The 19,629-nt window shown below is 68.6% G+C and carries 18 protein-coding genes and 1 rRNA gene; 8 read left to right on the forward strand and 11 right to left on the reverse strand.

Annotated elements, in window-relative coordinates; translation table 11 throughout:
• Both rrf and KIK05_RS45020 read left to right on the forward strand, forming a co-directional pair.
• Window positions 1-115: ribosomal RNA gene (gene rrf, locus KIK05_RS45015) — 5S ribosomal RNA — on the forward strand; the annotation flags it as partial.
• 705 nt (window positions 116-820) lie between these two features.
• Complete coding sequence (locus tag KIK05_RS45020) at window positions 821-1,261, forward strand: histone-like nucleoid-structuring protein Lsr2 (RefSeq protein ID WP_214417079.1); 441 nt, start codon at window positions 821-823, stop codon at window positions 1,259-1,261.
• Between the two features lie 888 nt (window positions 1,262-2,149).
• On the opposite strand, the gene KIK05_RS45025 is transcribed toward KIK05_RS45020, so the two are convergent.
• Window positions 2,150-3,028, reverse strand: coding sequence for an ROK family protein (locus KIK05_RS45025; RefSeq protein WP_308250421.1), 879 nt, complete (start codon window positions 3,026-3,028; stop codon window positions 2,150-2,152).
• 202 nt (window positions 3,029-3,230) lie between these two features.
• Window positions 3,231-3,665, reverse strand: a complete 435-nt coding sequence (locus KIK05_RS45030; RefSeq protein WP_214417081.1) for a MarR family winged helix-turn-helix transcriptional regulator — start codon at window positions 3,663-3,665, stop codon at window positions 3,231-3,233.
• 74 nt (window positions 3,666-3,739) lie between these two features.
• On the opposite strand from KIK05_RS45030, the gene KIK05_RS45035 reads away from it, so the two are divergent.
• The gene (locus tag KIK05_RS45035; protein WP_214417082.1) at window positions 3,740-4,384 is read left to right on the forward strand and encodes an MBL fold metallo-hydrolase; all 645 of its coding nucleotides are present in this window, start codon (window positions 3,740-3,742) and stop codon (window positions 4,382-4,384) included.
• 31 nt (window positions 4,385-4,415) lie between these two features.
• Here the strand turns inward: KIK05_RS45035 and KIK05_RS45040 are convergent, their stop codons facing one another.
• Window positions 4,416-5,210: a PhzF family phenazine biosynthesis protein gene (locus tag KIK05_RS45040; RefSeq protein ID WP_308250422.1), complete on the reverse strand. Its 795-nt coding sequence runs from the start codon at window positions 5,208-5,210 to the stop codon at window positions 4,416-4,418.
• Window positions 5,211-5,375: 165 nt separating this feature from the next.
• Here KIK05_RS45040 and KIK05_RS45045 point away from each other — a divergent pair, with 165 nt between their 5' ends.
• On the forward strand, window positions 5,376-5,756 hold the full coding sequence (locus KIK05_RS45045) for a cell division protein SepF (RefSeq protein ID WP_214417083.1): 381 nt from the start codon (window positions 5,376-5,378) through the stop codon (window positions 5,754-5,756).
• Between the two features lie 239 nt (window positions 5,757-5,995).
• On the opposite strand, the gene KIK05_RS45050 is transcribed toward KIK05_RS45045, so the two are convergent.
• From KIK05_RS45050 to KIK05_RS45065, 4 genes are all read right to left on the reverse strand, one after another.
• A complete protein-coding gene (locus KIK05_RS45050) occupies window positions 5,996-7,423 on the reverse strand; it encodes a hypothetical protein (protein WP_250564529.1) in 1,428 nt (475 codons plus the stop codon).
• 176 nt (window positions 7,424-7,599) lie between these two features.
• Window positions 7,600-9,333, reverse strand: coding sequence for an arginine--tRNA ligase (argS, locus tag KIK05_RS45055; protein WP_214417084.1), 1,734 nt, complete (start codon window positions 9,331-9,333; stop codon window positions 7,600-7,602).
• Window positions 9,334-9,420: 87 nt separating this feature from the next.
• A complete protein-coding gene (plsX, locus tag KIK05_RS45060; protein ID WP_284681631.1) occupies window positions 9,421-10,440 on the reverse strand; it encodes a phosphate acyltransferase PlsX in 1,020 nt (339 codons plus the stop codon).
• A gap of 55 nt (window positions 10,441-10,495) precedes the next feature.
• Window positions 10,496-11,098: a DUF1707 SHOCT-like domain-containing protein gene (locus tag KIK05_RS45065; protein WP_214417085.1), complete on the reverse strand. Its 603-nt coding sequence runs from the start codon at window positions 11,096-11,098 to the stop codon at window positions 10,496-10,498.
• A 174-nt stretch (window positions 11,099-11,272) separates the two neighbouring features.
• On the opposite strand from KIK05_RS45065, the gene KIK05_RS45070 reads away from it, so the two are divergent.
• Complete coding sequence (locus KIK05_RS45070) at window positions 11,273-12,604, forward strand: KamA family radical SAM protein (RefSeq protein WP_214417086.1); 1,332 nt, start codon at window positions 11,273-11,275, stop codon at window positions 12,602-12,604.
• Between the two features lie 93 nt (window positions 12,605-12,697).
• Here KIK05_RS45070 and KIK05_RS45075 read toward each other — a convergent pair whose 3' ends face one another.
• The 4 genes from KIK05_RS45075 to KIK05_RS45090 all read right to left on the reverse strand — a co-directional run bounded on the left by KIK05_RS45075 (window position 12,698) and on the right by KIK05_RS45090 (window position 15,484).
• Window positions 12,698-12,877, reverse strand: coding sequence for a hypothetical protein (locus tag KIK05_RS45075; RefSeq protein ID WP_214417087.1), 180 nt, complete (start codon window positions 12,875-12,877; stop codon window positions 12,698-12,700).
• Window positions 12,878-13,046: 169 nt separating this feature from the next.
• Window positions 13,047-13,580: a YbhB/YbcL family Raf kinase inhibitor-like protein gene (locus tag KIK05_RS45080; protein ID WP_214417088.1), complete on the reverse strand. Its 534-nt coding sequence runs from the start codon at window positions 13,578-13,580 to the stop codon at window positions 13,047-13,049.
• 115 nt (window positions 13,581-13,695) lie between these two features.
• On the reverse strand, window positions 13,696-14,532 hold the full coding sequence (locus tag KIK05_RS45085; protein WP_308250423.1) for an ABC transporter ATP-binding protein: 837 nt from the start codon (window positions 14,530-14,532) through the stop codon (window positions 13,696-13,698).
• Complete coding sequence (locus KIK05_RS45090; RefSeq protein WP_214417089.1) at window positions 14,525-15,484, reverse strand: ABC transporter permease; 960 nt, start codon at window positions 15,482-15,484, stop codon at window positions 14,525-14,527. The genes KIK05_RS45085 and KIK05_RS45090 overlap by 8 nt, the downstream gene beginning before the upstream one ends.
• A gap of 438 nt (window positions 15,485-15,922) precedes the next feature.
• Between KIK05_RS45090 and KIK05_RS45095 the strand changes: the two genes are divergently transcribed.
• The 3 genes from KIK05_RS45095 (at window position 15,923) to KIK05_RS45105 (ending at window position 19,618) form a co-directional block, all read left to right on the forward strand.
• Window positions 15,923-17,575, forward strand: coding sequence for a peptide ABC transporter substrate-binding protein (locus KIK05_RS45095; RefSeq protein ID WP_214417090.1), 1,653 nt, complete (start codon window positions 15,923-15,925; stop codon window positions 17,573-17,575).
• A gap of 116 nt (window positions 17,576-17,691) precedes the next feature.
• On the forward strand, window positions 17,692-18,633 hold the full coding sequence (locus KIK05_RS45100; protein WP_214417091.1) for an ABC transporter permease: 942 nt from the start codon (window positions 17,692-17,694) through the stop codon (window positions 18,631-18,633).
• Window positions 18,626-19,618 (forward strand): ABC transporter permease, encoded by a 993-nt coding sequence (locus KIK05_RS45105; protein WP_214417092.1) that lies wholly within the window; start codon window positions 18,626-18,628, stop codon window positions 19,616-19,618. Before KIK05_RS45100 ends, KIK05_RS45105 begins: the two co-directional genes overlap by 8 nt.
• Window positions 19,619-19,629: the final 11 nt, after the last annotated feature.

Genomic DNA, 19,629 nt, shown 5'->3' on the forward strand with positions numbered 1-19,629 from the left:
CGGCGGTTATAGCGGAAGGGAAACACCCGGTTACATTCCGAACCCGGAAGTTAAGCTTTCCAGCGCCGATGGTACTGCACCGGGGACGGTGTGGGAGAGTAGGACGCCGCCGGACAAATTTTTCATACGGTAAGGGCCACCCGCCAAGCGGGTGGCCCTTACTGTTTTCTGCGTTCTACGGCTAGATTAGGGGCCCGGCGTGTGCCCGGGGCGTGGTGGAATTCCATGTGGAGGGCTGGCCCTGGTCGTCGTTGACGACCGGCGGTATGCGTGCTGTGTCAGCGGTATGCGTGCTGTGTCAGGGGGACGGGTAGCCCCTGCTGCTTTCTGCAGCCGAAGCGAGAAGGCGTCCATCACGCGTGCGTGCCGGCCTTCGCCGTTAGGTCCCGGCTGTTCCCCACCCGCGTAGGCCGGCATCTGGCGCTGCTCACGGTTCTCCTGGGCGGCGGTGCCGTCCGCGGCTCGCCGCTTCCGTCGCTCCCTGGAGAGTGGTGGGCAGGAGGGCCGCTACGGTGCTCACGGTATCCATTGAGGGGGTCGCCCACGTTGTTGGCGGCCCCGCTTCTGTTCCCGGGTCTTTGAGAGCGGCGTAGGGCCTCACTGGGCTGGGGGGAGACCCGGGGGAGCGTTGGGGGACATGCGGTCATGGTTCAGTGATGTCCCAGGGCCTGGTGGCTGTCGACGACCTCTGGCCGTCGTGCGCGTCCCCGGTGGAACGCCGCGCCGCGGTAGAAAGCGGATCGATGACGTGATCAGAGGCGGGCCGCCAGTAGGATGCCACGGTTCAGAAACACTGAGATCAACCCGGAAAGGGCTGCACGTGGCGCAGAAGGTAATACTGGTTGACGACCTCGACCACTCCGAGGGCGATGATGTGGCGAGACGGGAATTCCCGCTGCTGAACCGGACCTTCGCCATCGACCTGTCCGACGCCAACCAGAAGCGACTGAACGAGGCTCTCGCGTTCATCGAGAGGGTTCTGGAGAGCTCTCGGGAGGTGAAGCAGGCGTCGCGGTCGAAGAAGGGCGCAGACTCCTCGCCGAGGTTGCGGGGCTACACCGCTACCGACGTTCGGGAATGGGCACGTGAGCAGGAGCTGGACGTCCCGCTTCGAGGGAAGATCCCGGACGAGATCATCGAGCAGTTCATCGCAGCTCACCCCGACGCAACCTCTGAGCAGGGGAGCTCCGAGGAGTCCGGTTCGGCAGAACAGCCCGCCGCGGGAACGAGCGACAGTACGGAGCCGGTGAGCGGTAGCTGAGCCAGACTCCGCTCGGCAGGTGACCGCCGCATGGATCAACCTCCTCGATGGATTCCATGCACTACGAACCGATTCGCACAGATCGGTTCCACAGATCGGCTCCAAAGGGGCGGAGTCGCACTGACGCCGGCGGTCACCCTGCCGGCCCCGGCTCCTTCAGCGGGTCTGCGAGGTCTGCAAGTTCAGACAGGTACAGCCGGTCCGGGCTCCGATCAGTTCCACTGGTTCCGGCCTGTTCGGTCGGTTCGGTCCGGTTCCGCCTGTTCGGTCCGGTCCGATTCCGCCGGTTTCGGCGAGCCGGCGGGTTTGGCTGGTCGGATGGATTGGCCGGCTCACCCGGCTTGAGGGACTTCGGCTGGTGGGGTGGTCGGGCCTGGTTCGGTCGGTTCGCGTGTTCACCCGGCTCGGGCGGCGGGTGGTCTGGTCGGTTCACTTGGTTAGGTGGCTCGTCGCCGAGGCGCTGTGCCGGGCGTTCGCCGACCCGTCCCGCTGGCTGGGCCCTGGCCGGGCCGGGTGGTCCGATCGTCTGGTCCGTTCACCTGGTTCGGTGGGCTTCCGCTCGTTGGGGTCCGGCCGGTTCGGCTGGTTCGGGGATTCGCCGGTTGGGGTTCGGTTGGGTCGGTGGGCTAGTGACGATCTTTGTTGGTGTCGTAAAGGGCGGGGCTGAGGCCTACTGCCGGGAGGGAACGCTGAGGAAGGTGGCAGACGTGCGCAGTGGCGTGAGGCAGCTGGTGCTGCGCGGCTGCCATCGACTCCGGCGGACGGAGTAGAAGGAGCAGGACGAAATAGGGCTGAACAGGATGAAACTGGGCGCAGGGAGAGGAAGGGGGGCGATCGATGCCACTCGGTGTTGTCGACTTTCCCGTAGCCCTGCCTCCCCTGGCCGGATCATCCCTGATCGCCCACCGCTCGCCAGCCCAGCAGTCCGGCCCCCAGTAGCCCCGCGTCCGTCCCGAGCGCCGAGACCCGCACCTCGGGTGAGTGACGGAAGGAGAGCCTCGCCGCGAGCCGCTCACGCAGTGGCGTCACCAGAGCGTCGCCCGCCAGCGACAGTCCCCCGCCGATGACGATCACCGAGGGGTCCAGCACCATCGTGTACGTCGCCAGGGCCAGCGCGAGCGCCTCTACGGCCTCGTCCCATACCCGGACCGCCACCACCTCCCCCGAAGCGGCCCGGCGTACGACCTCCTCGGCCGAGGCCTCGCCACAGCGGGCCGCGATGCCGGCGGCCGACGCGTAGGCCGCCAGGCATCCCCGTTGCCCGCAGGGGCACGGCAGCCCGCCTGGATGCACCGGGATGTGCCCGATCTGCCCGGCCCAGCCGGAGGTACCGCCGTACAGGGAGCCCGACAGGACCACCGCTCCGGCGATGCCGGTCCCGATCGGCAGGTACAGCGCGTCGTCCGCGTCCGCGCCGTAGGCGAGTTCCGCTTCACCCGCCGAGCGCACGTCGTGCCCTAGCGCCACCGGCAGCTCCCCGTCCGCGAACGCGTCGACGGGCACGTCGCGCCAGCCGAACGCGGCCGAGAAGACGGCCAGCCCTGGCTTGACCAGTCCGGGGACGGCCAGCCCCACGGCCAGAGGGCGGAGGGACATGCCGGCGACCGTGCGGGGCCGGGTCAGGTCGGCGACGAAGGCGGAGATGGCCGCGATCACCCGCTCCGGTCCTTCTGTGCGCGGGGTGGGGCGGCGTTCGCGGTAGAGAATCGTCCCGCCGGATGTGATCAACCCACCCTTGAGCGTCGTCCCACCGACATCAACCGCCACGACACACTTCATCCACCCATAGTGGAGTGTCTATGACGAAGCCGTCATCAGGCGCACGTGATCGTACCGGCGCGGACCAGCATCCATCTCCGGGGTGCTGGTCCCAGGTCCGGCACACCCGGCAGTGGTGTCCGGTCGTCGCCGGCTCGACCTGGACGACCCACGCCCGTGCCTGAACTCGCCGCCCATGGAGGCGGTGCGCTTAAGGCGAACCACTCTCCAGCAGTGCGGAGAGACGAGAGAGCAGTCCGACACAGCGTTGGAGTTCTTCGCGCTCGGCGGGGGTGAGTGCGTGTTCGATGGCATGACCGAGGCGGTCCGCCCTCCGGTGGCGCTCGTCGTCGAGGCGCGCCCGGCCTGCCGGGGTGAGTACGAGTACTCGCATCCGCCCATCGGTCGGGTGCGGGGCGGCATGGACCAGGCCGAGGGTGGTCAGCTCCTTGACGGATTTGGCGGCGGACTGGTGACTCACCTGGCGCCGCCGGGCTAGGTCGGTGATGGTCTGGGGCCCCTCGCGGTCGAGGTACCCCAGGATCGCGGCCTCTCCGGGAGGGAGGGTGTCGACGGCGCGTGTCGTGCGCACCAGCCGCCCGATCGCCGCGCGGAGGTCTTCCGCGAGCTGCTCACTGGTCGTCATGCCATCACCTCTCCTGCAATATACAATTAAGTTGTACAACCTGTTTGTATGAACTCGGAAGCGAGGAGCACGTCGTGGAACTCACCAAGTTCGGCCACGCCTGTGTCCGCGTACAGCGAGACGGCCGCCGTCTGGTCATCGATCCGGGCGGGCTGACCGATCCCGAGGTGCTGGAGGGAGCCGCAGCCGTCCTCGTCACACACGAGCACTTCGACCACTTCTCCGAGAGCACGCTGCGCGCCGCCGCGGAGACCAACCCGGAGCTGCAGATCTGGACGAACGGCTCGCTGGCCGGACGACTGGAGGGGCTCGGCCCCCGGGTCCACACCGTCGGAGACGGTGCCCGGTTCACCGCCGCCGGCTTCGATGTGAAGGTGTACGGCACCTGGCATGCGGTCATCCACCGGGACATCCCGCGCGTCGTCAACATCGGTTTCCTCCTCGACGGCCTGCTCTTCCACCCCGGTGACGCTCTCACCGTCCCTGAGGACCAGGCGGTCGACACCCTGCTGCTTCCGGTACACGGCCCCTGGTCGACAGCCGGCCACCTGCTCGACTACGTGCGGGAGGTGGCACCCCGCCGTGCCCTCGCCATCCACGACGGCGCCCTGAACGACATCGGCATCACGATGGTCGGTGGCCTGCTCGGCGAGCAGGGACCCGGCACCGGGGCCGCATACACGCGCCTGAACGTGGGTGAATCCCTCACCCTGGGCTGACAGCCGGCGCTTCAGCCGGGGTTCGTCCGGGTCAGACGTGGAGTTCGCCGGACCAGATGGTCACGGCGTGGCCGCTGAGTTGCGTACGGTCTCCGTGGACCCTGGTGTGGACGATGCCGCCGCGCCTGGACAGCTGTGCCCCCACGAGGCTGTCGCTGCCCAGCTTGGCCGACCAGTAGGGCGCCAGCATGCAGTGAGCGGATCCGGTCACGGGGTCCTCCGGCACGCCCACGCGGGGGGCGAAGAACCGGGAGACGTAGTCGACCCCACCGGCAGGGTCCGCCGCCCTGGCGGTGACGCAGACGGCTCGCGCCTCGATCGCGGCGAAGGCGTCGATGTCGGGGGTCAGATCGCGCACCACCTGCTCTGATTCGACCTCGACCAGGAGGTCGAGGCGTCCCATCCCGACCCAGGTCACGGGAACCCCGAGCGCCTCGCCGAGCGTTGAGGGGGGAGAAATCTCAGCGGGCAGGTATGACGGGAAATCCATCGAAATACGACCGTGATCAAGCTGTTCGGTCGTCAGGATTCCACTCTTCGTGGAAAAGTCGATCAAGCCGGAAGCGGCTCCGATCGAATACAGGACGTGCGCGGACGCCAGGGTGGCGTGGCCGCACAATGCCACTTCGGCTTCTGGGGTGAACCACCGTAGAAGGTAAGGGGCACCCTTGCCCTGCCCCAGTACGAAGGCCGTCTCGGAGTGACGCATCTCGCTGGCCAGGGCCTGCATCCACTCGTCGGATCTCGGAGTCTCCAGCAGGCAGACGGCCGCCGGGTTACCCTTGAAGGGCTGATCGGTGAACGAATCGACAGTGAAGATGCGCACGCCCTCGATCCTATCCACCCCCAGATAACCGGTCGAAACGGTAGCGAAACCCGTGCAAAATCAAAAGCATATGGGCGTGTCGCGCCACCCCAGGCGACACGTCGGTTACGGTCATTTGTGTCGGGGCACGGCGAATGTGGCCGGTTCTCGCGGAAAGGACAGCCGATGGGGGCAGTGCGCAGGGTGGTGAGTTACCTTGGCCTGGGCGATGGGGATCAGTACGACGAGCCCTACGACTATGACGAGTACGAGGATGAGTGGATGCCCGCGTCGGAACGGGCCGCCAGGCGCTGGGGGTCGGGTGGGGATCCCGCACGGATCATCATGGTCCGCCCGCGGAAGTATTCCGACGCGCTCATCGTGGGGCAGCACTTCAGGGAGGGCCAGGCCGTCATCATGGACGTGGCGGGCATGCCCCTGGCCGAGGCGACCCGTATGGTCGACTTCGCCGCAGGTTTGACGTACGGCTGCGAGGGCCGCATCGAGCGCATCGCCGACAAGGTCTTCCTGCTGGCTCCGGCGGATGTGGAGATCACCACGACCTAGCGAGCCGTCCCCGCCGCTCGCCGGCAGGGCGCCGCGGCGGGGGGCCGTTCGGCGCCGGGCGAACGGCCGTCCACACGCCGGGGAAGGGCAGGCAGAGCAGAGTGGGTCGGCGAGTCAACAGGCGCGTATCCGCCGCCGTGCGCGTCCGCCGGCATGGCGCACTGCTGCTGAGAGGAGAGGTGCCTTCGACCTGCGGCGGGGGCCGGCCGAACCTCAGGGGATCGAAGGCACTTCTCTGTTCAGGAACGCTGGCCGGCGACGGCGGGACCTCGGCGGAGCAGGCGGGTGAGAGCCGTGAGGCTCTCGGCGGCGGTCTCCTCGCGCTGGGCGGCCTCGCGGGCGTAGTCGTGCAGGGCCCACACGGCCGCGTCGGCCTGGCGGTGCAGCTCGGCCACCTCCGCCTCGACCCGCCGCGCCTCGTCCGCCTCACGGGCGCTGCGGCGCCACAGGACGTAGCCGGCGAGGCCTCCGAAGAGGAGGGCGGCGATGGCGAACATCTCCGAGACGGTGAAGGCGAGGACCAGCGCCACGATGGGCAGCAGCGCCGGCACGTAGGCGAGCCAGCGCCCGCTCGCCCCCCGTGACGCGCCCTCGGCCCGGATGGCGGCCTCTGCGGCGGTGAGAGAGCCCGCGTCCGGGCCTTCGGGGCGAAGGGTGACAGGGTGCCGCAGGATCGGCACGGTGATCTCGGCGGGCGGGGCGGCCTCGGTGGCCGTGACGAGCTCGGCGGCGGCCGAGCGTACGACGGGAGCGGCGACGTGGAAGGCGATGGCCGCCAGGTGCGGGTCGGACCCGGGCCGGAGGTCGTCGAGAAGGTGGTCGGTGAGGGGACGGGCGGGGACGGGCTCCTGCGCCCCGACGAGCGAGCGGAGCGCGGTCAGCGGCTCGGCGTCGGCCCAGGGGGTGCCGGGGCCACGCGTCACCGAGGTGCGGGTGGAGGTGATCTCGGTGACCCGTTCGACCAGGCGGGACAGCCTGGCCGCCGCCCGCACCGGTTCGGCGAGCTCCGGCACCTCCGCCAGGGACGGCACGGCCGTGAGGGCGGGTGACACGGCGGAATCCTGCTCGTCGTCGGTGACCAGGACACCCAGCCACCGGTCGGGCTCGGCGGTCGAGGGGACGGCCGCGGCGTCGAGCTTGCGCAGGACGAAGATCTTGCCGGCGGGCCCGTACGCGCCGCGGGCGGCGGCCGTCCACAGCGCCCGCTGCCCCGGGGTGACGGGCCGGTCGGTGGCGAGGTCGCCGAACGCGGTGCCGAGCCAGGAGGCGTGGACGCGGTCGCCGTTGCCGCTGACGGCGAGCGACAGGCACAGGAACAGGGCGGTTCCGGTCTCGTCGAGCTGTGCGGCCCGGGCGAGCGGATCGAGGGCGTCGTCGCCGGAGAGGATCGCGAGCAGCGCCTCCACCGCGGGGGCGAGCCAGAGCCCGGGAACGTCGAGCGTGGCGGGTGGCGGCGGCACGGTGCCGTCCGCGGCGAGCCGTGTCACCAGGGTGTCGGCGTACCGCCGTAGCTCGGCGCCGTCGTCCTGCTGGACCTCGTCGCTCTCCGCCTGGTCACCTTCGCCGGCCGGGTGGTCGCGGAGGTCGCCCTCGGCGGGCGCGGCTTCGCGTTGTGGGTCGGCAGAGCCCGCGGTCCCGGGAAGCTCGGGATTCGCGGTCAGATCCATGCTCAAAGCGGGCAACTCCCCGAAGCCGTTCGGAAGGCCCCCGGAGGCGAGGGTTCGGCGGACACTCCCATGACCGCGCCCAGGTTAGTGACTCCGGGCCCGCGGTGTGCGGCGGCACGCCGAGGGGGCGAGGAAGTTGGCCCGGCCGAGGGTGGATCTCGGCCGGACCGGAAGGATCACATGCGGTCGGGCACCGGGACGCCAAGGAGGTTCAGGCCGGTCTGCAGCACACGCAGGGTCAGCGCGCACAGCGCGAGACGGGAGGCGCGCATGGCCGGGTCGACGTCGTCCTTGAGCACGGGGCACTTCTCGTAGAACGTGGTGAACGCGCTCGCGGTCTCGAAGAGGTAGGCGCATACGCGGTGCGGCTCGGCGGCGGCCGCGGCGTTCTCGACCACCGAGCCGAAGCCGAGCAGCTGGAGCGCGAGGTCGCGCTCGGCCCGCTCGCCCAGCGTGATGGGCCCCGTGGCCTCCGACGGCTCGACGCCGCCCTTTCGGAAGATCGAGCGGATGCGGGCCGTGGCGTACTGCATGTAGGGCCCGGTGTTGCCGTTGAACGCCAGCATGCGGTCGAAGTCGAAGATGTATTCGCTGTCGTGGCTGACGGACAGGTCGGCGTACTTCACCGCGCCGATGCCGACGGTGCGGGCGATCTCGGCGCGGGTGGCCTCGTCGTACCCGCGGTCGGCGATCGCGGCCGAGGCCCGCTCGACGGCCTCGTCGAGGAGGTCGGTCAGCTTGACGGACTGCCCGCTGCGCGTGCGGAACCGGCGGCCGTCGGAGCCGAGCATCATGCCGATCTGGATGTGCTCGGCGGAGACGTCGTCGGTCAGCCACCCCGCCTGGCGGGCGGCGGCGAACACCATCTGGAAGTGGAGGGCCTGGTCGGCGCCCACGACGTAGAGGATGCGGTCGGCCTTGAGATCGCGGACGCGGTAGCGCATGGCGGCCATGTCGGTGGTGGCGTAGCCGTACCCGCCGTCGCTCTTACGGATGATCAGGGGCAGCGGCTTGTCGTCGGTGCCCTTGAAGCCGGGAGGGAACACGCACAGCGCGCCCTCGCTGATCACGGCCACGCCGGACGCCTCGAGGTCGTCGCAGGTCTCGGCCAGCATGGGGTTGTACATGCTCTCGCCGGCGATGTGGTCGTCGGTGAGCGTGATGCCGAGGGTGGCGTAGACCTTGTTGAAGTAGCGGATCGTGGCGTCCATGAACAGGTGCCAGAGCCGGAGGGTCTCGGGGTCTCCGCCCTGGAGGGTGGAGACGCGCCGGCGCGAGCGCTCCTTGAACTCCGGGTCGGAGTCGAACTTGGCCCGGGCCTCCTGGTAGAACTCGTTGTTCTCGCCGGCTTCGAGCCGGGCCAGGGCGTTGGCCTCGCCGATGACGAGCAGGTACTCGATCAGCATGCCGAACTGGGTGCCCCAGTCACCGAGGTGGTTCTGGCGGACGACGTGGTTGCCGAGGTGCTCCAGCATGCGCACCAGCGAGTCGCCCACGATGGTGGTGCGCAGGTGCCCGACGTGCATCTCCTTGGCGGCGTTGGGCGCGGAGTAGTCGACGACGACGGTCTGCGGCGGCGTGGTGAGCCCGACGCCGCCGCGGGGGTCGTCGAGGGTCTGCCGGGCCTGCGCGGCGATCCAGTCGTCGCGCAGGGTGATGTTGAGGAAGCCGGGGCCGCTGACCTCGACACCGGCGAAGACGTCGTCGGCGTCGAGGGCGTCGGCGATGGCTTGGGCGACCTCGCGGGGCGCTCGTCGCAGCCGCTTGGCCAGGCTCAGCGCGACGTTCGCCTGGTAGTCGGCGAACTGGGACGGCCGGATCAGCGGGTCGGCGCCTGCGTGCTCCTGACCGAAGGCGGTGCCCAGCGCCTGCTGGACCCGCTCGGCGAGCACGAGCTGCGGGTCGGTCATGCCCCCAAGGATATCCGCAGATCATGACCGCCAGAATTTGATATCGACCCGCTCCGCCCGAAAGATCGCCTTTCCCGCGGGGCCGTGTCACCAGAGGCGATGGGTCTTGTGGGTGGCGGTGATGCGCTCGCCGACGCGGGCGACGGTGCCCTGGCGGGCGAGGGTGGCGGCCAGGGCGCAGGCGGCGGCCACTCCCTTGCCGCTGGAGGAGCCGTGGGCGATGACGACGGTGCCGTTCAGGCCGAGGAGCACGGCGCCGCCGTACGCCTCCGGGTCGAGCCGGCTGCGCAGCTCGCGCAGCCGGCGTCGCTGGAGCAGGGCGCCTAACCGCGCCAGCGGCCCCGACTCGATCGTCTCGCGGAGCTCGGTGAAGGCGTACCGGACGGAGCCTTCCATGGTCTTGAGCGCGACGTTACCGGTGAAGCCGTCGGTGACGATCACGTCGACGACGCGGTTCAGCAGGTCGTGGCCCTCGACGTTGCCGGCGAAGTCGATGCCGGGAACGGCCGACAGCAGCTCGTGGGCGCGCTTGGTCAGCTTGTTGCCCTTCTCGGCCTCGCCGCCGATCGTGAGCAGGCCGACGCGTGGACGGTCGATGGAGAGCGCGGTCTCGGCGTAGGCGACGCCGAGGTGGGCGAACTGGACGAGGATCTCGGGTTTGACGTCGGCGGTGGCGCCGGCGTCCAGGAGCACGGTCGGGCGGGGCCGGGTCGGCAGGGGGACGGCGATGGCGGGGCGCAGCACGCCCTGCTGGGCGCGCAGCCGCAGTTTCCCGGTGGCCACCACGCCGGCCGTGGATCCGGCGGACACGACGGCCGAGGCGTCGCCCCGCCGTACGAGGTGGCACGCCACCGCGATGCTGGAACGGGGGCGGCGCAGGCTGGCGAGGGCGCCCTCGTCCATCGAGAGAGCTTCCTCCGCGCGCACGATGGGGATCTCGCCCAGCGCGTCGTGGGCGGAGAGTTCCTCGGCGATCGCCCGGGGCGCGCCGACGAGGACGACGGGCACGCCGTGCTCGCGCACGGCCTGTACGGCTCCCGCCACGATGTCGCCAGGGGCGTTGTCGCCTCCCATGGCGTCAAGGGCTATCGGCGGAATGCCGTCCAAGCGGTCACCTCGTGCGGAATCTGTCTGTGCCCCGCATCGTAGGTGGCCCCGTGGACTAGTGCGTGCGCCAGGGCCAGTGCCAGTCGGCGACGCCCCGTGAGACCACTACCTTGCCGAACAACGCGCGGCCGGTCACGCGGATCAGGGGACCGTTGGGGTCGCCCCCTTCGTCGCCGCCCGAGACGTGGCGCTTGGAGAAGACGGCGCTGCCCTCGTCGATCACCCGTGCGTTCTGGGGGACGCGCACGATGAGCTTGCCGCAGAAGGAGTCGAGTTCGAGGGTGATCTCGCGCCCGGGCAGCACCGCGTCGGTGAGGTCGACGATCAGGGCTCCGAAGGTCGAGCGCAGGGCGGTGTGCCGCCCGGGCACCCATCGGCCGCCACGGATGACCTTGCTGAACACCGCGGTGATCGCCTGCTGCTCGGTGGTGGCCACCGGCGCGGAGGTGGTCGCGAGGCCGGGCAGGTCGCGGGTGAGGGGGATCAGGTCGCCGATGGTGACCGCGGAGTAGGCGGCCTCCAGGCGGTCGGCGTGTTCGACGCTGGTGAGGCGGCCGGTGGCGAGGGCCTCGCCGAGGACGGCGGCCACGTGGTCGCGGTCGGCGTCTGAGGCGCGCTGGCCGGTGTCGCCCGACTCGAAAGGCGTAAGGGAGCTCACCTCGCCCAGCGTAGCCCAACTCAAGATATGTCGCGATATGTGGAAGGTTTTACCTAGCCTTTTCGGTCGTACGGAACCGACTCGGCGCGGTGGCGCGTCCGTCTAGGAAAGCAACAGACGCACGACAGGAGCATCAGGTTTACCGGACGAGCCAGAAAGAGAGGAAAATCTCGAGTGACCTTGACACAGGCAGGGACGCGGGGGTTCCGGGCCTACACGGCCAAACATCTGGACGATCTACTCAGGCGGGCCGACTTCGACGCCGAGACACGGCTGCGCATCCGGGCGGTGGCGTCCGTGCTGCCCTTTCGGACCAATTCCTACGTCGTCGACGAGCTGATCGACTGGTCCGACATCCCGGCCGACCCCATCTACCGGCTGGTCTTTCCCCAGGAGGACATGCTCCCCGAGGAGGACGTGTCACGCATCGCCAAGCTCATCGGGGAGGAGGCGCCCGCGGGTGAGCTCCAGCAGGTGGTGCGGGAGGTGCGGGCGAGGCTCAACCCGCACCCGGCCGGCCAGATGGAACTGAACATGCCGACGCTCGGTGGCCAACGGCTCCCCGGCATGCAGCACAAGTACCCCGAGACCGTGCTGTTCTTCCCCAAGCAGGGCCAGACCTGTCACGCCTACTGCACCTACTGCTTCCGCTGGGCGCAGTTCGTCGGCGAGCCGGACCTGAAGATGGCCTCCGACGACGCGCAGAGTCTCGTCCACTACCTGCGCCGGCACCCGGAGGTCACCAGTGTCCTCCTCACGGGCGGCGACCCGATGATCATGAGCGGCCCGGTGCTGCGGCGGTACGTCGAGCCGCTGCTCGAACTGGAGCAGCTCGAGTCCATCCGCATCGGCACCAAGTCGCTGGCCTACTGGCCCGCCCGTTACGTGACCGACCCGGACGCCGCCGACGTGCTGAGCCTGTTCTCCTCGGTGGTGGAGTCGGGCAAGAACCTCGCCTTCATGGCGCACTTCTCGCATCCGACCGAGATGCGGTCCGAACTCGTCCGGACCGCCGTGCGGGCGATCATCGACACCGGTGCGGTGATCCGCACGCAGGCGCCGCTGATCCGCTCGGTGAACGACCATCCGGACACGTGGGCGGAGATGTGGCGTGCGCAGCACGCGCTCGGCATGGTGCCGTACTACATGTTCGTCGAGCGCGACACCGGTCCGCAGGACTACTTCGCGGTGCCGCTCGCGCGGGCTCACGAGATCTTCCGCGACGCCTACGCGCAGGTGTCGGGGCTGTGCCGTACGGTGCGCGGGCCGTCGATGTCGTCGACGCCGGGGAAGGTGTGCGTCGACGGGGTGGCCGAGGTGGCGGGGGTGCGGGTGTTCGTGCTGCACCTGATCCAGGCCCGTGACCCGGCCCTGGTGGGACGGCCGTTCTTCGCCCACTACGACCCGGACGCGGTGTGGGTCAGCGATCTGCGCCCGGCCTTCGCCGAGCGCTTCCCCTTCGAGCCGCCCGCCGTGGAGCCCCTCGTGGCCGAACCGGGACGGTGAGAACGGGCCGGCCGACGCCTCGGCTGAGGCGTCGGCCGGTGTTCGAACATGGACGGATGTGGAACGGGTCGGTTCGTCGATATGTGCAGAAGGTCAGGCGCCCGGAGCGCGCACGTAGGTGCGGCGGGCGATCTGGGCCTGGAGGCGGGCCATCTGCCAGTGCAGCTCGATGAGCTGCTCGGCCAGCACGCCACGTGGAATGTCCGACGGGTCTTCGGCGGACAGGAGATCGATCGCGGTCGCCAGCTCTCGCACCCCGCACCCCCACTCCATCACGGTATCCCTCAGATCGAATCTACGTTCGAATCATAGTGGAACGCCGTGCGCGCTGTCAGCGGTTTCGCCCGCGCGTGTCGGACTTCTGTACGGTCTAACCCCCCGCGCCTCCAGGCCTTACGCCTTTCACCTCGTCAGACTTCTGTACGGTATGCGGCCGGGCGGCTCAGGTCTCGTACACCGGGGCGATGTACCCACGGGCGAGCGTGTTGGCCGTGATGTTGAAGCCGACGACGGCCGGCGGGGTGTCGCCTTCGAGGCCGAGCTTGTCGACCTTCAGCGCGTGCACGGCGAACAGGTAGCGGTGCGGGGTGCCGGGAGGCGGCGCGGCGCCGCCGTACTCACGGGATCCGTAGTCGGTACGGCCGTGCACGGCCCCCTCGGGCAGGCCCTTCTTGTCGCCGGACCCGGCGCCCCTCGGCAGCTCCGTCACATCGGCGGGGATGTCGAACAGGACCCAGTGCCAGAACCCGCTGCCGGTGGGGGCGTCGGGGTCGAAGCACGTCACGGCGTAGCTCTTGGTGCCCTCGGGGGCGCCGGACCAGCGCAGATGGGGCGAGATGTTGCCGCCCGTCATCCCCCAGTCGTTGAACACATGGTCGTCAGAGAGCCGCTGACCGTCGGCGACGTCGTCGCTCTCGACGGTCAGCCGGGGGACCTCGGGCAGGTGGTCGTACGGGATCGGCGCCTGCTTGGCCACAGTGGACCTCCGATGGAAGGACGTTTTCGGACGCCCCCATCTTGCCCCGCACCGCGCCGATCAGACGCGGGGACACCCTTCGCGAGGGGCGCCGCCTGAGGCGCCCCTCACGGGATCAGGAGTTGTAGGCGGCGAGGACCGTGGTGGGGTCGCCGTCCATCTTGATCTTGCCCTTGTGCAGCCAGATGACCCGGTTGCAGGTCTCCTCGATGACGTCGAGGTTGTGGGCGACGAGGAAGACCGTGCCGGCCTCCTGGCGCATCTGCTGGATGCGCTCCTGGCTCTTGCGCTTGAAGTCGCGGTCGCCGGTGGCGAGCGCCTCGTCGATGAGCAGGACGTCGTGGGTCTTGGCCGATGCGATGGCGAAACGCAGCCGGGCGCCCATGCCCGAGGAGTAGGTCGACATCGGGAACTGCACGAACTCGCCGATGCCGGAGAACTCGACGATCTCGTCGTACTTCTCCTTGACCTGCGCCGGGCTCATGCCCATGGCGTAGCAGCCGAGCACGATGTTGCGCTCGCCGGTGAGCTCCTTCATCAGCGCGGCGTTGACGCCGAGCAGCGAGGGCTGGCCGTCGGTGTAGACCGCCCCCTTGTGCGGGGGCAGCAGCCCCGCGATGGCCCGCAGCAGCGTGGACTTGCCGGAGCCGTTGCGGCCGATGATGCCGATGGCGTCGCCGTGGTGGGCGACGAAGGAGACGCCCTTGACCGCGTGGACCTCCTTCATCTGGGGGCGGCCCTGGCGGCGGATGATGCGCATGAGGGCGTTGGCGGCGTTGCCCTTCTCGGCGGCGCTCGCCGCGCCGTACACGCGGTAGACGATGTGGAGGTCGTCGACGACGACGGTGGGGGCGCCGTGCTTGGAGGCGCCCTGCGGCGGCGCGGCGCTCGGCCTGGGCGCCGGCTCCTGCGGTCGACCCATCTGGAACAGCTCCTCGGTCAGCTCAGCCACGGCCGTACCTCTCCTCGGCGCGCCAGAAGTACCAGAAACCGCCGATCAGGGCGACGACCGCCCAGAAGGCGGCGTACAGCCACAGCTGCGGCAGGCTGCTGTGCGGGAAGTCGTGCTTGGCCAGATCCTCTGGATAGGTCTGGAGGAGCAGGTGGCGCATCAGGTCGATGAAGACGGAAGGAGGGTTGAACTCGAGCAGGAAGCGTGCCCACTCGGGTTGGTCCTTCATGCGGGCCGGGATGCTGTAGAAGACGCCCGAGGTGTAAAGCCAGGTGCGCAGGATGAACGGCAGCAACTGGTTCATGTCCCGGACGAAGGCCCCGACGCGGGCCAGCAGCAGGCTCATGCCGACGTTGAAGACGGTCTGCAGCAGCAGCGCGAAGGGGATCAGCAGCCACAGCCAGGTCAGCGGCTCGTGCGTGACGAGCACGATGACGAACAGCACGCCCATCGAGACGGCGAGCTGCTGGAACTCCTGGATCGTGTAAGCCAGGGGGAGCGCGGCCCTGGGGAAGTGGAGGGCGCGGATCAGCGAGAGGTTGCCCGAGACGGACTTGGCGCCGCCGGTGACCGACCGCTGGGTGTAGGAGTACACGAACACGCCGGTGATGAGGAAGGCGGTGTAGTTCGTGAGGTCCTTCTTCTGCCCCATGATCACACCGAACATGAGGAAGTAGACAGCGGCGTTGAGGAGCGGCGTCAGTACCTGCCATAGCTGACCCAGCGCCGAGTCGGTGTACTTCGAGACGTTACGCGACGTGGCGTACGTGACGACGAAGTGCCGCCTGTCCCACAGTTGGCGCAGGTAGACGGGCAGACTGGGACGCGCGATGGCGCGTCGCAACCCGTGGCGCTCGGCGAGCGCGGCCAGCGATTCCTTCCCGTTCTGGAAGGAGCCGCCCGCCCGGTCGCCCGCCCGGGAGTCCGCGATGGCGGATTCCGGCTGACTCATGGCAAGGACTCTATTGGATACGGGTGAATGTGACGCCTGCGGTGCCGACCGATCACCGTGTTGGTTGGGAAGGCCGGGACAGGTCAAGGCTACATCAGGACATCGTCGCAGCTAGGCCGGGGTGGGGAGGTGAAGTTCAAGGTCGCTTCATGGTGCGACCACTGTCGAGGCGTGTGTACCTTAGTCATGATTTGTGCCTTATCTAGGCATTGTTGGTCGCGTAGCAGTTATGCGTGTGACGCCGGAGACGGACACGTGTGACCGAACTGCAATACACCGGAGACTCCGTGGTGAGGAGTAGTGAGGGATGCTCGCGGTCGACTGGCAGGGCTTCCGGCTGAATTGACCATGTCCGCGAATTACGGGTGAACCCCTGGATCGCGTTCCGGCATGAGCGTTCAGTAACGGTGTCCACCTTAGAGGGAGGATTAAACCACGATGCGTGTGACCAAGGGCGCACAGATCGTCGCAGGGACCGCGTTGCTCGCGCTCGCGGTCGCGGCATGTGGCGGCGGCAGCGGTGACTCGTCCGGCTCCAGCAGCTCGGGCGGCTCGCGCCCGGTTAACGTGTACATCGCCGAGCCTCAGAACGATCTGGTTCCTGGCAACACCACGGAGACCAGTGGCGCCGAGGTGCTGAACGACTTGTTCATCGGCCTGGTCGACTACGACAAGGACAAGAAGCCGGTCAACCGGGTCGCCGAATCCATTGAGTCGCAGGACCAGCAGACCTGGACCGTCAAGCTCAAGGACGGCTATAAGTTCCACAACGGTGAGCCCGTCACGGCCCAGAACTTCGTCGACGCGTGGAACTACACCGCCTACGGCCCCAACGGGCAGCTGTCGAGCTCGTTCTTCAGCACGGTCAAGGGCTACGACAAGGTCGCTCCCGCCGACCCCGACGGCGAGGGGCCGAAGACCGCTCCCGAGCCCAGCGCCAAGACCCTCGAAGGTCTGAAGGTCGTCGACGAGAAGACCTTCACGGTGGAGCTCACGCACAAGTTCTCGGGCTTCCCGACCATGCTCGGCTACACGGCGTTCTACCCGCTGCCCAAGGCCGCCTTCGACGGCTCGGGCAAGCTGAAGGCCGACTTCGGGTCGAACCCGATCGGCAACGGCCCCTTCAAGATGTCCAAGCCGTGGAAGCGTGGCACCGACCAGACGATCAGCCTCGTCCGGGACGACCAGTTCAAGGAGGGGGCGGCCAAGATCGACGCCCTCGACTTCAAGATCTACACCGACCAGGCCACCGCCTTCCGTGACCTCCAGGCCGGCAACCTCGACATCATGGACCAGCTCCCCGCCGAGTCCGTGAGCTCCGCCAAGGCCGAGTTCGGCGACCGGTACATCGAGAAGGAGTCGTCGGGCGTCGGCTACTTCGGCTTCAACCTCCAGGGCGCCGAGTACGCCAAGAAGCCGGAGCTGCGCAAGGCCATCTCCATGGCGATCGACCGGAAGACGATCACCGACACCGTCTTCTCCGGCACCCGCGTCCCGGCCGACGACATGGTGAGCCCGATCGTCGCCGGCTACCGCCAGGGCGCCTGCGGCGAGGCCTGCACCTACGACCCGGCCAAGGCCAAGCAGCTGTGGACCGAGAACGGCGGCAAGGGCCCGGTCGAGCTGAGCTACAACGCCGACGGCGGCCACAAGGAGTGGGTCGAGGCCGTGGCCAACAACCTCCGCACCAACCTGGGTGTCGAGGTCACGGTGAAGCCGTTCGAGAAGTTCGCGCTCGTGCTGGACGACCTGCACAACAAGAAGATCCAGGGTGCGTTCCGCATGGCGTGGATCATGGACTACCCGTCCATCGAGGACTACCTGCGTCCCGTCTTCGCCACCGGCGGTAGCTCCAACCACTCGCAGTACAGCAACAAGGCCTTCGACGAGATGCTCATCAAGGGCGACTCCGCGGCGACGCTGGACGAGAGCCTGAAGCTCTACCAGCAGGCGGACGACATGCTCATCAAGGAGCTGCCGTACATCCCGGTGTACTTCTACCAGACCAACGGCGCCTACTCGAAGAACGTGAAGAACGTGGACATCGACCCGTTCGAGCGGATCGACCTGTACCACGCCGAGCGCGCCTGATTTCGGTTTCCCACCTGGGCGGCCATACCCTTGGGCCGCCCGGGTTGGGTTGCCAGCCCCTAGGGCAGCTCGCGTGCTGATGGCGGGCTGCCCGGTGCAATGAACTGGGAGACCGAATGGGCCGCTACATCATCAGGCGCCTCCTGCAGGCGATTCCTGTGCTGGTGGGCACCACATTTCTCATCTTCGTCATCGTCTACGCGCTGCCCGGCGATCCCGTGGCGGCTCTGGGCGGGGAGCGGCCGATCGATCCGGTCGCGGCCGCGAGAATCCGCGAGCAGTTCCACCTGAACGATCCTCTGCTGCTGAGGTACTGGCACTACCTCCAGGGGATCCTCACCGGCGACTTCGGCACCACCTTGCGTGGCGTGTCGGTGAGCAGCATGTTCCAGGGCAAGTTCCAGGTGACCCTGCAGCTGTCGATCACCGCGCTCGTGCTGGAGGCCGTCATCGGCGTCGGTCTCGGCCTGTGGGCCGCGATGCGCCGTGGCAAGTGGGAGGACAAGGCGATCCTCGCCTTCACCCTGATCATCGTCTCGGTCCCGACCCTGGTCACCGGCTTCGTCCTGCAGCTGCTGCTGGGCGTCCAGCTGAAGAGGAGCGCGGGGATCGACTTCTTCCCCGTCGCGGGCATCGGGGACGGCATGCGCAGCTACCTGCTGCCGGGCCTGGTGCTGGCCGCGCTGTCGATCGCCTACCTGACCCGGCTCACCCGCACCAGCCTGATGGAGACCTTCCGCGCCGACTTCATCCGCACGGCCATCGCCAAGGGCATGCCGCGGAGGCGGGTGCTGGGCAGGCACGCGCTGCGCAACTCGATGATCCCGCTGGTCACCTACCTCGGCGCCGACCTCGGCACGCTGATGGGCGGCGCGGTGATCACCGAGACGATCTTCAACCTGCCGGGCATCGGCAAACAGCTGTTCGACTCGGTCTACCTGCGGGAGAACGACGTGGTGGTCGGCATCGTCACGGTGCTGGTCCTCGTCTACATCCTCGCCAACTTGATCGTCGACATGCTGTACGCCGTCCTCGACCCCAGGATCCGCTATGAGTGACATCAATTCCACCGGCGGCGCCGAGCCCGGGGCCCGCACGGCCCACGTCGACCCGGCGCCGGCCGCCGTGGTGACGTCCGCGCCCGAGACCTCCGTCCAGGAGCAGAAGCAGCCCGGCAAGGAGAAGAAGGCGGCCAGCCTCTGGTCGGACGCCTGGTACGACCTGCGGCACAACCCGGTGTTCATCATCGGGTCGGTCATGGTGGGCCTGCTGGTCCTGGTGTCGATCGTCCCCGGCCTGTTCGACACGGTCGGCGTCGAGGCCAAGACCTGCTCACTCAGCATGGCCCGCAAGGGCATCACCGGCGAGCACCTGTTCGGCACCGACAACCTCGGCTGCGACACCTACTCCCGCGTCATCTGGGGCACCCGTGTGTCGGTGTCGGTGGGCATCGTGACCGCCGTGGTCACCGCGGTCCTCGGTGGCGCGCTCGGCCTGATCGCCGGTTTCTACGGCAAGTGGGTCGACGTGATCCTCTCGCGCGTGGCCGAGATCTTCTTCGCGATCCCCTCGATCCTCGGCGCGCTGCTGATCCTGTCGATCATCGGCCGGGACAACGCGGGCATCTGGACCGTCGTACTCGCCCTGGGGCTCCTCGCCTGGCCGATGACCCTGCGCATCATGCGCGCCGCCGTCCTGACCGCCAAGAGCCAGGACTACGTCGTGGCGGCGCGGGCGCTCGGCGCGAGCCCGGCCCGCATCATGATCCGGCACATCCTGCCGAACGCCATCGCCCCGGTCATCGTGGTGTCCACCATGAACCTCGGCGTGTTCATCGCCGGCGAGGCGGCGCTGTCGTTCCTGGGCGTGGGCATCCAGCCGCCCCAGATCTCGTGGGGTCTGATGATCGCCGACGCGCGCAACCGCTTCCTGGAGGCTCCGTTGCCGCTGATCTTCCCCGCGCTGTTCCTCAGCCTGACCGTGCTCAGCTTCGTCATGCTGGGCGACGCGGTCCGCGACGCGCTCGACCCGAAGCTGCGGTAGGAGAGCCTGAA

The sequence above is a fragment of the Sphaerisporangium fuscum genome, from assembly GCF_018531465.1.
GTDB classification, from domain to species: domain Bacteria; phylum Actinomycetota; class Actinomycetes; order Streptosporangiales; family Streptosporangiaceae; genus Sphaerisporangium; species Sphaerisporangium fuscum.

Excerpts from the sequence above, each read along its gene's own strand:
- KIK05_RS45100 (WP_214417091.1), top strand. The coding sequence starts at position 17,692 with ATGGGCCGCTACATCATCAGGCGCCTCCTGCAGGCGATTCCTGTGCTG.
- KIK05_RS45095 (WP_214417090.1), top strand. The coding sequence starts at position 15,923 with ATGCGTGTGACCAAGGGCGCACAGATCGTCGCAGGGACCGCGTTGCTC.
- KIK05_RS45075 (WP_214417087.1), bottom strand. The coding sequence starts at position 12,877 with ATGGAGTGGGGGTGCGGGGTGCGAGAGCTGGCGACCGCGATCGATCTC.
- KIK05_RS45050 (WP_250564529.1), bottom strand. The coding sequence starts at position 7,423 with ATGGATCTGACCGCGAATCCCGAGCTTCCCGGGACCGCGGGCTCTGCC.
- KIK05_RS45090 (WP_214417089.1), bottom strand. The coding sequence starts at position 15,484 with ATGAGTCAGCCGGAATCCGCCATCGCGGACTCCCGGGCGGGCGACCGG.
- KIK05_RS45105 (WP_214417092.1), top strand. The coding sequence starts at position 18,626 with ATGAGTGACATCAATTCCACCGGCGGCGCCGAGCCCGGGGCCCGCACG.
- argS (WP_214417084.1), bottom strand. The coding sequence starts at position 9,333 with ATGACCGACCCGCAGCTCGTGCTCGCCGAGCGGGTCCAGCAGGCGCTG.
- KIK05_RS45030 (WP_214417081.1), bottom strand. The coding sequence starts at position 3,665 with ATGACGACCAGTGAGCAGCTCGCGGAAGACCTCCGCGCGGCGATCGGG.
- KIK05_RS45045 (WP_214417083.1), top strand. The coding sequence starts at position 5,376 with ATGGGGGCAGTGCGCAGGGTGGTGAGTTACCTTGGCCTGGGCGATGGG.